9 protein-coding genes are annotated in these 13711 nt (G+C 28.8%); 7 read left to right on the top strand and 2 right to left on the bottom strand.

The window, feature by feature from the left end; all coding sequences use genetic code 11:
• Positions 1-13: 13 nt before the first annotated feature.
• The 4 genes from IPH62_08210 (at position 14) to IPH62_08195 (ending at position 7104) form a co-directional block, all read left to right on the top strand.
• Positions 14-1375 (top strand): PQQ-like beta-propeller repeat protein, encoded by a 1362-nt coding sequence (locus tag IPH62_08210; GenBank protein MBK7105252.1) that lies wholly within the window; start codon positions 14-16, stop codon positions 1373-1375.
• Complete coding sequence (locus IPH62_08205; protein ID MBK7105251.1) at positions 1309-3411, top strand: PQQ-binding-like beta-propeller repeat protein; 2103 nt, start codon at positions 1309-1311, stop codon at positions 3409-3411. Before IPH62_08210 ends, IPH62_08205 begins: the two co-directional genes overlap by 67 nt.
• Positions 3412-3586: 175 nt before the next feature.
• On the top strand, positions 3587-5380 hold the full coding sequence (locus IPH62_08200) for a T9SS type A sorting domain-containing protein (protein MBK7105250.1): 1794 nt from the start codon (positions 3587-3589) through the stop codon (positions 5378-5380).
• Between the two features lie 47 nt (positions 5381-5427).
• The gene (locus IPH62_08195) at positions 5428-7104 is read left to right on the top strand and encodes a T9SS type A sorting domain-containing protein (GenBank protein MBK7105249.1); all 1677 of its coding nucleotides are present in this window, start codon (positions 5428-5430) and stop codon (positions 7102-7104) included.
• A 119-nt stretch (positions 7105-7223) separates the two neighbouring features.
• On the opposite strand, the gene IPH62_08190 is transcribed toward IPH62_08195, so the two are convergent.
• Positions 7224-8216, bottom strand: coding sequence for a glycosyltransferase family 2 protein (locus IPH62_08190; GenBank protein ID MBK7105248.1), 993 nt, complete (start codon positions 8214-8216; stop codon positions 7224-7226).
• A gap of 82 nt (positions 8217-8298) precedes the next feature.
• Positions 8299-9771 carry a B12-binding domain-containing radical SAM protein gene (locus tag IPH62_08185; protein MBK7105247.1) on the bottom strand — a complete coding sequence of 491 codons (1473 nt, stop codon included), beginning with the start codon at positions 9769-9771 and terminating at the stop codon, positions 8299-8301.
• Between the two features lie 386 nt (positions 9772-10157).
• Here IPH62_08185 and IPH62_08180 point away from each other — a divergent pair, with 386 nt between their 5' ends.
• The 3 genes from IPH62_08180 (at position 10158) to IPH62_08170 (ending at position 13694) form a co-directional block, all read left to right on the top strand.
• The gene (locus tag IPH62_08180) at positions 10158-11534 is read left to right on the top strand and encodes a T9SS type A sorting domain-containing protein (protein MBK7105246.1); all 1377 of its coding nucleotides are present in this window, start codon (positions 10158-10160) and stop codon (positions 11532-11534) included.
• A gap of 239 nt (positions 11535-11773) precedes the next feature.
• Positions 11774-12706 (top strand): glycosyltransferase family 2 protein, encoded by a 933-nt coding sequence (locus IPH62_08175; protein ID MBK7105245.1) that lies wholly within the window; start codon positions 11774-11776, stop codon positions 12704-12706.
• A 13-nt stretch (positions 12707-12719) separates the two neighbouring features.
• The gene (locus IPH62_08170) at positions 12720-13694 is read left to right on the top strand and encodes a glycosyltransferase (protein ID MBK7105244.1); all 975 of its coding nucleotides are present in this window, start codon (positions 12720-12722) and stop codon (positions 13692-13694) included.
• Positions 13695-13711 lie beyond the last annotated feature (17 nt).

The following is a 13711-nucleotide window of genomic DNA, read 5'->3' as shown; positions in this document are numbered from 1 at the left end:
ATTTGGAGAATATATGAGAACCAAAATCAATATTACAATATTGTTGTTTTTAGCTTTATTAAGTAATTCCATTTTATCTCAAACACCCGGAAATATAAATTGGGAACTTGATTTAGGCGGAATTATTTATTCATGCCCAGCAATTGGAGATGATGGAACTATTTATGTAACTTCTATAGATTCCAAACTTTATGCAGTAAATGCTGATGGTACAAAAAAATGGGAATTCGTTACTGGGGATATGATTTATTCTTCTCCGGTTTTAGGTAATGACGGAACTATTTATTTTGGATCAAATGATAAGAAACTTTATGCAGTAAATTCTGATGGTACAAAAAAATGGGAATTTACTACCGATGATAAAATTACTGCAACTCCCGCAATTAGTCATAATGGAACTATTTATATAGGTTCTTATGATAAAAATATTTATGCAATTAATTCAGATGGAACACTTAATTGGAAATTTCAAACAAATGGATCAATTCTGCATCCACCGATTATAGGACATGATGGAACAATCTATCAAGTTTCAAATGATAATAATTTATATTCAATTAATTTTGATGGAACATTAAAGTGGAAATTGGGTTCTGAATTTCCTTTCCCTCTGGTTATAGATGAAGATGGAACTATTTATATATACTCACTAAATAATTATTTACATGCTTTTTATCCTGACGGATCTCAAAAGTGGAAATTAAAACTTACCAATACAATAGATGTAGAAAATGCTCAAATAGTTATTGGAAGCGAAAATGATTTATATATTCATAGATATAGTTACGGAGCAGAAGATGGTGATCAAGCTTTTTTATTTTCAGTAACAAAAAGTGGAGTGATAAATTGGAGATATAAAACATATGATGATGGATTATCAAATAATAAGTCATTATCACCAATTGTTGGAAACGATGGAACTATTTATGTTAATGGTTATTACTCACGCCTTTTTGCCTTTAATCCCGATGGTAGTGTAAACTGGGTGAAACGATATACAACATCTAATCCTTATCAACTCAATTATTTAGATTCAACATTTTCTTCAATATTAGCAATGGATAAAAATGGAAATATTATTGCTGGAAATTTGCAAGGAAAATTATTTTCAATTTTTTCCGGCAGTAATAGTTTGGCAGAAAGTCCTTGGCCAAAATTTAGTAAAACATATAAAAATCAAGCCAGCTATTTTAACAAAAATTATCCGCATGCTTTAGTTGCAGAAAATGAAATATCAACATTAACGGGGAAAGCAGTTTTAGACGGAACAAATTCATATGATCCGAATGGTGAAAATCTAAGTTACTTTTGGAGTTTAATAAAAATCCTTCAAATGGTGAAATTCTTATTAGTAATCCAACTTCTCCTCAAATAGAAGTTAACTTACCGGAAGATAAAGGAATTTATTCTTTTTCTCTCAAAGTTACGGATTCTCAAGGAAATAGCTCTTATAATGCTGTTAATGTTAATAATGGTGTAAAGTGGGTTTACTCAACAAATGGCTCAATTTATTCTTCTCCTGCTATTGGAAATGATGGGAATATATACTTTGGTAATTCGAATAATAATTTTTATTCTATTAATCCAAATGGTACTCTAAATTGGACATTTGTAACAAATGGAAAAATTTATTCATCTCCAGCTATAGCGAATGATGGCACAATTTACATAAATGACCGTGATAATAATCTTTATTCAATAAGTCCGCAAGGATTAAAAAAATGGGAATTGAAAATAAGTAATTCTGATAACTTTAATAACTTTCTTTCCGTTGGAAATGATGGTACAATATTTTTAAGTAATTCCGGCCAAATAGTAGCAGTAAATCCAGATGGAACAAAGAAATGGGAAAATTTTACAAATGGCGGTCTGAATTCTTCACCTGTTATTGGTATAGATGGATTAGTTATTTCCAATTCGACTTACGGGGGTTTATTAGCCTTTTTATATGATGGAAATTTAAAATGGACGCAAAATACGAAACAAAATGTATGGGGAAACCCATCAGCTGCAATTGACTTTTTTGGCAATATTTATATTGGTTCAGCAGATATTTTATTTGCAATTAATCCCAATGGAACAAAAAAATGGGAATTCAATTCTATAACTTATATAAAAACTGCTCCTTCTATAGGAAATGATGGGACAGTTTATTTTGGAGTCGGTAATGCAGAATATGCTATAGGATATTTTCTTTATGCAATTACACCAGAAGGTACAGAAAAATGGAAATTCTCAACCAAAGGAGAAATCAATTCTATTCCGCTTATTGGTGAAGATGGTACAATTTATTTTGGATCAAATGATAAGAATTTTTATGCTCTAAATCCGGATGGTACATTGAAGTGGAAGTTTTTAACTAATGAACCAATTGCTAGTTCGCCAACAATTCAAAATGATGGTACTATTTATTTTGGATGTACAGATGGAATCTTATATGCAATTAGCACAAATAGTAAAGGATTAGCTGATAGCCCATGGCCAAAAGCTAATAAAGATATTAGGAATAGTGGAAATGCTGTTAATGCTGTCAATAAGATTAATTACCATGTTTCACTTCCCAATTGTGAAAATTCAGATGATCCTATTGAAATATTTAGTGGTAATATTTATGAAGGTAATAAAATAGAATTTCCGGAATATACACTTCCATCCGAGTTAAGTGTTTTCCAAAACTTTTATAACTTTTTAACTGGCTTAGAAATTATTTTCCCCGTTGGAAGTCTTAAAGAAAATATAACGCTAAACCTAAATTTAAATCTATTTTGCGAAACCGGAATTGGAGATAACCCCACAACAGATGAAATAATTGAATTACTTTCTATGTATATTCAAGTTATTAGAGATACTTCCGGAGTGCATGATTTATCTGATTATTATTACTTAAAAGATAAATTTGAAGCTGCAATAAAAATTCCCTTAGCTAATATCAAAAATTTGTTAGGATTAACTGAAATTAATAACGCTAATTTACTTTCATATTTGAATAAGAATGAAAATGGATTCGATTTGGAAGGAATGCGAAGTGAAGTTGATTCTTTATTTTTCACAATTTATACAAATCAGCTTTCTTCAATAAATTTAGATTATAAATTAAATTTAACTGATATTGCAGATATAAATAAAATTCCGGAAGAATATGCCCTTTACCAAAACTATCCCAATCCATTTAATCCAAGTACAAAAATAAAATATTCTATTCCGATAAACGAAAAAAGTGAAACGAGAAACGTGAAACTAATTGTTTATGATGTTTTAGGAAAAGAGATTGAAACATTAGTAAACGAAACTAAATCGCCCGGAAATTATGAAGTAACGTTTGATGCAAGTAATCTTAGTAGTGGAATATATTTCTATAGAATTCAATGTAGTGATTTTACAGAAACAAAGAAGATGTTTTTTATAAAATAAAATTTTAAGGTAATTTTGTTAAGGAGATTATAAGTTTTTTAATAAGCTTTTATCTCCTTTTTTATTATAAATAATTAAATTTTTCAAAATGTGATAATAATTATTGACAATAATTATAAATGTACAATGTTAAATAAATATTATTATCAAAAATGTTTAATAAAATGAGTCCGCCATGAAAAACATAACATTTCTTATTTATTTATTCTTTATCACATTCACTATATTTTCTAATTCTACTTTATATTCGCAATCGGTTAACTTAACTATGGATTGGACCGAGAACAAAGCAAATTTTAAATCTAGTTCAATACAGCAAATAACTTGGGAAAATAGTGGAATTAATAATATTAAAATTGAATATTCAACTGATAGTGAAAAATCATGGTTAATTATTGAAGATAATTATCCGGCTGCAAATGGATTTTATAATTGGGTTATTCCAAATACACCATCAATTTTTTGCAAAATTAAAATTACAGATACTTCTAATGATAGCATATATAGTATTTATCCAATCACACATTTTGATTCGGAAAACGATACAAAGTGGATTCATCATTTTACAATTTACGGAAAAAATGAGTGGACAAAAATTTCAACTCCAACCTTAGAAAATTTATTGTGTATAAAATTTAATGATAATAAAAATGGTATAGCTTTCGGTAATAATATTTTATTGGTTTCAAATAATGCAGGTATTACATGGCAAATAAAATCTCATTTTACCAGTAAAAGTATTTGTTTCATTGATGAGAATACTGGTTGGAAAATTGATAAAATTTCAGAAGATTCAGATAGTTCTGTTATTCAGAAAACAGAAGATGGTGGTAAAACTTGGCACACTCAATTTACTCTTGAAACAAAATTTTCAGAAGATATGCCTTTCCCAACCAAAACATCAATTAGTAATATAAAATTTAATAACAGTAAAGTTGGATGGTTTATTCTTAAGTATAATGAAGATGGAGGAAGTAATTATAATTTAAATTTAAGTAGAATTTATAGAACGGAAGATGGAGGAAATACTTGGTCGACTTTTGAAGATAATAGTGAATATCATATTATTGATTATAATTTCATTGACGAGAAATCCGGTTGGGCTATTGCTGAAGAAAGCATGGGTAATAACTGCGGCGGAATTGAATATTGCCCAAAATCATCATTTACAATTCAAACAAGCAATAGTGGAAAAACATGGCAGCAAACAGAAATTGATATTCCAAATAAAATAATTGCCCAATTTTCATATTCATCATATTTCCTAAATCCAAATAAAGGATGGAATAGCTTAGGCAGTGTTTCGAATGATTTCGGATTATTTAATTATTATTTAGGAACAATTGATTCTATTTCCGGAAATATAATTGAATATGATTTTGCAGATAAACAAATTAGTAATATTTATTTCATAAATGAAAAAGTTGGATGGATGATTGCTTATCCTTCACAATATAATATTTTAGATAGCACATTTAGTATTTGCGGTACAATAGATGGCGGATTAACTTGGAATGTTCAATACACAAATAGTCTATACAACTCACCGAAAATCAATAATTTTTTCTCTTTTGATGGTAAAACATGCTGGGCTGTTGGTGATAGCGGAACAATTTTAAAGTTTACAGATGGAATTACGGATGTTAAGAATATAAAACATAAATTAATAACTAATTTCACTCTTTACCAAAATTATCCAAATCCATTTAATCCCACGACAAAAATAAAATATTCGATTCCGATAAACCTTGCCTACCGGCAGGCAGGCGAAAAAAGTGAAACGAGAAACGTAAAATTAATAGTTTTTGATATTCTTGGGAAAGAGATTTCAACCTTAGTTAACGAAACTAAATCTTCCGGAAATTATGAAGTGAATTTTGATGCATCAAATTTTGCAGCGGGAGTTTATTATTATCAATTAAAAACCGGGGATTTTGTTCAAACTAAGAAAATGGTTTTGCTTAAATAATTTTATGTAATAATCTTTTCTTTAATTTTAATTTTAATGGAAGTTTAATGAAAATTTTATATTTGTTAATCCTAACTAATTTTTATTTTTTACATTCCATAAATGCTCAATCAGTTAAATTTTCTGCCGAAACATTAAGATATCTCAATGTCGGATCAATTGAACCATTAACATGGACCAGCAACGGTATTGAAAACATCAATATTGAATACTCAATAGATGCTGGTAAAACATGGAAACTAATAATAGAAAATTACAAAGCTGAAAATGGACTTTTTGAATGGATAGTACCCAATACTCCTTCCATATTTTGCCAATTAAAAATTTATGATTCTAGCGATTCAAATACATTTAGTATTATTCCCGATTTATCAAGTAGTGGTTATAAGAATATTTTTTTTAACATAATTGGAGAAAATAAATGGAAGTATATTCAATCAAATACAAATTATAATCTGAACAATATAAACTTTCTTGACAGTTTGAATGGAATAATTTGGGGTAATTCCACATTATTAGTTACAAACAATGGCGGAATAACTTGGGATATAAAATCGGAATTTTCCGAAAAAAATTTATTGGATGTGATTTTCATTGATGATAAAAAAGGTTTCGCCTATAAAAATAATGAGATTTTTAGTACAAACGATGGCGGAGTAAATTGGGTTTCCGTTTACTCAAATTCTGAAATCAACTGGATTCGCAAGTTAACTTATCAGAACGGTTTCATTTATTATATTTCTTTTGAGAATTACAATAATTTAGAGCATTCAAATTCCTTATTTAAAATAGACGAATTTGGTACCAATAATCAAAAAATATTTTCACTTGATTCATTAAAGAACCATTTAGGTTATTATATTTATCTGGAGTCTATTGAAAATTTTAATTATATAAACGAGAGTATTGGTTACATAACTTTAACTTATTTTCTTAATGAATCTTGTTATGGGAATTACATAACTCAAGATGGAGGTTCTACTTGGCAATCAATTGAATCGATGTTCTTTGATATTAGTATTTTGGAAAATCTAAATTTATGGGGAATCTGGGTGTATAATTATCCAAATTATATTGGTTACGGAATTAGAAAATTAGATCAAGATAAAAAAAGCTCCATTCTTTATGAATTTACTGTTCTCACACCTGGAACAAATCAATTAGAGAAAATTCATTTTTATAATAATGAAATTGGTTGGTTGTTAGGAAGAGTTTATGGTTATAATCGGGATTATGATATTGCTGACCCCATTACAATTTCGAAAAGTTCTGATGGTGGAGTAACATGGGATTTACAATTTTTCGGGAGTACTTATGATAATAGTAAAATTAACAATCTTTACTCATTCGATGGTAAAACGTGCTGGGCTGTTGGTGATAGCGGAACAATTTTAAAGTCTAATGATGAAATCACCGATGTTAAGAATGTTGATAAAAAATTAATATCTAATTTCACTCTTTACCAAAACTACCCCAATCCATTTAATCCTAGTACTACAATTAAATATTCTATTCCGTCAAATGCGAAAAATGAAAAGTCAAACGTAAAACTAATTGTTTACGATATTTTAGGTAAAGAGGTTGCAACTTTAATAAATGAAAATAAATCATTCGGTAATTATGAAGTAGTTTTTGATGGTACTAATTTATCGACCGGTGTTTATTATTATCAATTAAAAACCGGTGATTTTGTTCAAACAAAAAAGATGGTTTTAATAAAATAAAAATTGTGAAAATGGGCTAACTTGTAATTGGCTCTATCTTGTACTTATCTTGCTCTTTGATTAGCTTATAAAACTTTAAGAAAATCAGCATTATTTTAATAAAATTCTGCTGATTTTTTTTATCCTAAAAATTTCTTTTTCAACATTCGTAATTTGTATTCTGCCGGATAAGTATAATAGAATTTTGCAAGTTCGCTATTCTTTTTCTTAAGTGGATTTAGTGCATTTTTATAAGTTGATTTTTCATCTGCTGAAAGCCGCAAATTGCTGGCGGTTTTCATAATTATCATTGCTTTAGCAAGATTAATAATTTTTTTATCAATATTTTGCCAAGTTTCTTCTTTAAGCCAGCTCAAATTTTTTAATTTTTCCAGAGTTTCGTTTGTTTGAATATATCCAAAAATATCTGCAAAGCATCTATCCAATTCCATTGTTGAGCCTTCTCTAATTCTTCTATCGCAATAAAATTCGTCTTTAATTATTGTTTTTTTTGCATGTAGAAATAATTGAAATGCAAATTCTTCGTCTTCAAACCGAATTGATCTGTACTGAATATTATTTTCAACCACAATGGATTTTTTGAAAATATATAAATAAGGCAGTGGTGAAAATGATTTAATTTTATACAATAAATTAAAAGCATCTTCTCCGGTATTGCAAACAGCATTTGTTTTTCGCGAATAAACAGTTGTGGAATTTATTCTCTTTTTTTCTACTTCGGATAAATTGTAATCTTCATCAATAAGCGGAATTGCGGAGAATGCAAAAATTTCCAAATCCTGATGTTCTGTTAAAATTTCGTTAAATCTTTTAAACAATCCCGGTTTAAGAATATCGTCGGAATCAAAATAATAAATAAATTCGCCGGTAGAAATTTGTGTCCCAAAATTACGGGCGGGACCTTGTCTCTGATTTTTTGTGTGATGAATTTTTATTAATGGATTTTTCGAATATATTTCTTCCAAATATTCTCCGGAACCGTCTGTTGATCCATCATTTATCAAAATTATTTCATGTACAAACTCTTTTTGTTCAAGAATTGAATCAACACATGCTTTAACATATTTTTTTGTATTATAAACCGGAATTATTACTGAAATTTTTTCAATCATTTATTTCCCATTTTCCTTAAATCAGTATTGAATTGTAGAATTTTTAGATAAATAAGATATTGAATTTATAACTTTTTTCAAGTTATATGTTCGATATATTTTCAGAATTTTTAAAATCGAATATAGAAGTTCCCAAAGCAGATTTTTTCTTTTTCTCAGAAAATTTATTTAAATACTTTTTCATTTTATTTCTAATCTGTTTTGCAAAATGAATTGTAGAATTTTGAACTTTACTGAAGTATAGTAAAATCCTTAAATAAATTGTTACATTAAACAATGGAAGGAAATTATATTTTATTAAAAACTGAAAAACTTCAGAACTTAATTGTATGTCTTCTTTTTTAAATTCTGGAAAATCTATTACTGCTTCATAACGTTCTTTATATACTTCTTTATTGGGCATCCAATTATTCGTTTCACAAATATTTGCTAAATTAGTTGAGGGATAAGGCTGAAAAATTGATGGTTTTCCTTTGGCTCCGACTTCTCTTGATAATTTTACAGTATCAAAAAATAATTTTCGATTTTCTTCGGGAAATCCTACCATAATAAAATCATCATGCGAAATTTCATATTTATTTACTAAAGAAAATACATGTTTTATTTGCTCATTTGACATTTTTCTATTTAGAACTTTTCTTCTAAATTCTTCATTTCCATGTTCCAAACCTATTCCAATATTTCTCGCGCCGGCTTCTTTCAATAATTTTACAACATCTTCATCAACTGTTTCAATTCGTAAATTACACCTAAAGGGATAATTGAAATTCTTTTTGTAAAGCTCAAAAAAAGTGAAAAACCATTTTTTATTCAGCGAAATTGTATCATCATCAAATGTAATAAACTTAAATTTATATTTTTCGTGATCATTTCTAATTTGTTCAATTGCAAGTTCCGGTTCCATAAATCGATAATACTTATTTTTGTTCGGATAAACCGAAGACAGCGCACTATTTGAACAATACGAACATTTAAAAGTGCATCCTCTGCTGAAAATAAATCTGTTATTTCCTTTGCTTATATCAAGAATTTTTTGATAATCTAACGTTTCTTTATCCGGAAATGGAAGAAGATTCAAATTTTCAACTAATGGTCTAACCGGATTTTTTACAATTTCATTTCCTTTTCTAACCCAAAGATTTTTAATTTGAGTAAAATCTGATTTATTCTGAATTGCGTTCGCCAAATCCAGCATTGCATATTCACCTTCGCCAACAGCAATTGCATCAAGTTCCGGAATTTGATTTATGGATTCCGGTTGGAGTGTTGTATGCGCACCACCGCAAATTAAATATGAGTTTGAAAAAGACTTAATATTTTTTGAGATTTCTTTTAAATAAGGAAACTGCGAGCTCGTTGCAGAAAATCCAATAACTTCTGGTTTATCTAAATTAATGCCGCTATAAAAATTTTCAATATCACTCAAATTCCAAATAGAAAAATACTTAACATTAAATCCATTACTTTTGAGTACAGATGCAATATATCCAAGTCCGTAATTATAGCCATGAACATAATAAGAGTTGATTTGCAAATATGTTAAATAAATAAGCATAATTTTTTTAATTGTAAGAAGAAATATTTTTCCAAGTTTGCAGTGATTTGTAACAAAAGAAATTAAGTAAATTAATCAGTATCGGTAATTATCTATGTAGTATTTCTTTTAAGAGCTTAATTAAAGATTTATTTATTAAAATATTTCTATTTGTTTTAATACTCAACTCGCTTGTCCCAAAACTAATACACAAAATTAACATTTGCTCTACTTCCAGTATAACAAATTGAGACACATTATTTTCATATTTGATTTTCAGCACTAATCTTAAGTTTTTGTGATTAAAATCACTCTGGCATCAAAATTGGAAATAAACATACTCGAATTGATAGGATAATAAAAAATGTAAAGACATACTTAAATAAAAAGGACTAACAAGCGGCAACTTGTTAGCCCTAAATGCATTAACAAAAGGAATGGGAGTATTTGTAATGCGGGACAAAATTACAAATTTTTGTGTAAATAAAAAACTAAAATTTTACTTATTTAATGTTCTAATTATTTCACTTCTTTCTATAAATATTAAAGCGGCTAATATTTATAAAATGTCTATCCAAGATATAACGATAGAAAGTGACAGCAGTATAGGAGCGAGTGTATATATAGAGAATGTAGGAGAAGCCTTTGAGTTAACAAGCTATCAATGCGCTCTTAGTATAAATCAAAGTATAGATTTAACAAGTTTGAAATTAAGTTATGTGGAAGGAAGTTCAGAACTGCTGAATTCACCGGATTTGTACGTAGGAGTAGAAAACATAGACGGAACCACAGAACTAACATTTGTCTCGTTTATAGGAAATGATATAATCACAAAGAAAACATTAGTCGGGAAGTTTGAACTTGAGGGAAAAATAGACCTAAGTAAGATAAACTTATTAGGGATAAAGTGGGATTTTGAGGGAACAGTAAGCACGATAATAACGGGGAAGAATTTTGAGAACATCACAAATCCGGAAAGTCATGTAAGTATATTTACAGTTATAGAAGGCAATGAAGAGGAGGAAGAAGAAAATAAATCAGTAAAAATAAACATAACCGGAACAGAAGCTTCCGCAGTAACCGGAGAACAATATACAGACACAATGTTGTATGATGGAATCACCTCAATGAGTAATGGAGGAAATTACAGTTCATCATCAGAAGGAAGATGGGCAGTTGCTGGGTTTCCGCAATGGGTAACAATAGATTTGGGAGAAGAAACAGAAGTAGAAAAGATAATGATAGACGGATATGGATCAGACCAAGGGATAACATATGATTGTGAATTTTACAGTGGGAAATATGGGGAAAGAAATTTCATAAAGGAAGAAACAACAGATAGTGGAAGTAATTGGTCGGAACATAGTTTGGGAGGAGTAAAGTCAAGATATATAACTGTAATAATAACCGGAAGTAAAGGAAATAGCTGGTGTGATATATGGGAGATGGAAGTATATGGAATAAGTTCTACATCAGAAGTAAAAGAAGAAGAAACAACAGATGAAGAAACCATACCGAGTGAATATGGAATAAGCCAGAATTATCCAAATCCGTTTAATCCAAGTACAAAAGTAGAGATAAAGATGAAAGAAGTTGGTAATGCAAGATTGGATGTATATAACATATTGGGAGAAAAAGTATTGGAAGTATTAGACCAAGAACTAAATGCCGGAATACACGAAATTAGTATTGATGGATCAAAACTTGCAAGCGGCACTTATATTTACAAACTGGATATTGGTAATCAATTTTCTCAAATTAAAAAAATGAACCTAATTAAATAATTTTTCATAAAAGATCATTAAATGAAAATTCATTTATAAGCTTGATAAACATTTCTCATAAAAATATTAATAAATTTATCGATAATAATTTATTATATATCTCATTTTGATAAAGAATTCATAAAAAAATCAAAAATGATACTATCTGGTAAAGATTTTGTATTTTTTTGAGCCAAATATTGCTATTTTTTTGGTATAGTTTATGAAACTCAATTATTTCTCAACAAAGCTAACTTTTAATGGATTTATCAATAGTTATTCCCTTTTATAACGAGGAAGATTCTATTCAGCCGCTTTACAACGCTGTAACGGAATCAATGTCAAAACTTTCATATAGTTATGAGTTAATTCTTGTAGATGATGGAAGCAAAGATAATACTTTAAATAAAATGATAGAAATTGCTAAATCCGATTCAAGATTAAAAGTTGTTAAACTTAAAAAAAATTACGGACAAACTACCGGTCTGCATGCCGGATTTCAAAATGCTGTTGGTAAATATATTGTAACAATGGATGGTGACCTCCAAAACGATCCATCAGATATTGGTAGAATGATGGAAAAACTTGGCGAAGGAAATGATATTTGTCTCGGCTGGCGCGAGCACAGACAAGACAGTCAATTTACTCGATTACTCCCTTCAAAAATTGCAAACACATTGGTTAGAAATGTTACGGGAATTCCGGTAAGAGATAACGGCTGCGCTATTCGATCTTATAAAGCCGAAACAATAAATAAATTTCCCATGTACTCTGAAATGCATAGATTATTACCAGTTATAAATGCATTAACCGGTGCTTCATTTACACAAATTCCAGTAAAACATCACGCAAGAAAATTCGGTTCATCAAAATATGGTTTATCTAGAATTTATAAAGTTATTTTAGATTTAATTGCACTTAAAACTGTTTTTTCGTCTTTCAACAAACCATTATTCGGATTTGGTTTTCCCGTATTAATATCGGGTTTACTTTCATTAATACTTTTCGGAATTACACTCACAACTTGGTTTTTCAATCCCGGTTATCCATTAGTGGTGCTTTTGGGATCAACAGCATTATTTGGAATTTTATCATTCACTCTTGGATTTTTAGGAATTATTTGTCACTTAGTTTACAGAAGCGGAAATTTAAAAATCGAAAAAATGTACAAGCTTAAAATTAGCAAAGCTTAATATTGGAGATTTAATGAACAACAAATATGATTTATCGGCAATAATTGTTTATTATCAGAAATATGAATTTGATAATATCAAACCATTATTTGAAAGTTATAAGGCAAATTTAGATAAGACTAATCTGAATTACGAAGTAATTTTTGTAATTGATGGAAATATGCCCGGCGTTTTGAATGAAGTAAAATCAATTCACGAAAAAAATCAGAATATAAAAATTGTAAAATTAGGAAGATGGTTTGGCGATGCGACATCTTTGCAAGCCGGATTTGAAGCTTCAGAAGGAAACTTAATAATTACACTTCCCTCTTTCCAACAAGTTGAATCAGATGAAATTCCAAACATGATAAGCAATATTGAAGATTGCGATATGGTAGTTGGATGGAGATATCCGCGAATAGATAGTTTTCTAAATAATTTTCAATCAAAAGCTTTTAACAAAATTGTAAAATCATTTGTCGGCACACAATATCATGATTTGAAATGTAACGTTAGAGTTTTTAAGAGAGAAATTCTTGAAAATATTTATATGTACGGCGATCAAGACAGATTTTTGCCATTGTGGGCTTGGCGTTTAGGTTACAAAGTAAAAGAAATAAAAGTTAAACAGCACAAAGTTGATTACAGACAAAAATTATATCCGCTTCAAAGTTACACACAAAGAGGTTTGGAACTTTTATCACTATTCTTTTTAATAAAATTCACAAAAAAGCCAATTAGGTTTTTCGGATCTTCCGGCTTAATAATTTTTAGTTTAGGATTATTACTTGGTTTTATTTTATTTATCCAAAGAATGTTTTTTGAAGTTGCGTTAGCAGATAGACCAATGGTTTTAGTCAGCATTCTTCTAATAGTATTTGGAATATTAGCATTTGCAATTGGTTTGGTTGGCGAACTAATAATCTTTACTCACGCAAAAGATATTAAAGATTATATTGTTGAGGATGTTTATACTTTCAAAAAAGATGACACAAAAGTTATATCTTGATCATTAAATTTTTATAA

It is taken from the genome of Ignavibacteriota bacterium (assembly GCA_016708125.1).
Lineage (GTDB): Bacteria > Bacteroidota > Ignavibacteria > Ignavibacteriales > Melioribacteraceae.
Note: the sequence above shows the minus strand (reverse complement) of the source record. Positions and strands in the feature narration are given on the sequence as shown.

What these genes read in the sequence shown, in the direction of transcription:
- IPH62_08170 (MBK7105244.1), top strand. Translation starts at nt 12,720, where the DNA reads ATGAACAACAAATATGATTTATCGGCAATAATTGTTTATTATCAGAAA.
- IPH62_08190 (MBK7105248.1), bottom strand. Translation starts at nt 8,216, where the DNA reads ATGATTGAAAAAATTTCAGTAATAATTCCGGTTTATAATACAAAAAAA.
- IPH62_08210 (MBK7105252.1), top strand. Translation starts at nt 14, where the DNA reads ATGAGAACCAAAATCAATATTACAATATTGTTGTTTTTAGCTTTATTA.
- IPH62_08175 (MBK7105245.1), top strand. Translation starts at nt 11,774, where the DNA reads ATGGATTTATCAATAGTTATTCCCTTTTATAACGAGGAAGATTCTATT.
- IPH62_08195 (MBK7105249.1), top strand. Translation starts at nt 5,428, where the DNA reads ATGAAAATTTTATATTTGTTAATCCTAACTAATTTTTATTTTTTACAT.
- IPH62_08185 (MBK7105247.1), bottom strand. Translation starts at nt 9,771, where the DNA reads ATGCTTATTTATTTAACATATTTGCAAATCAACTCTTATTATGTTCAT.
- IPH62_08200 (MBK7105250.1), top strand. Translation starts at nt 3,587, where the DNA reads ATGAAAAACATAACATTTCTTATTTATTTATTCTTTATCACATTCACT.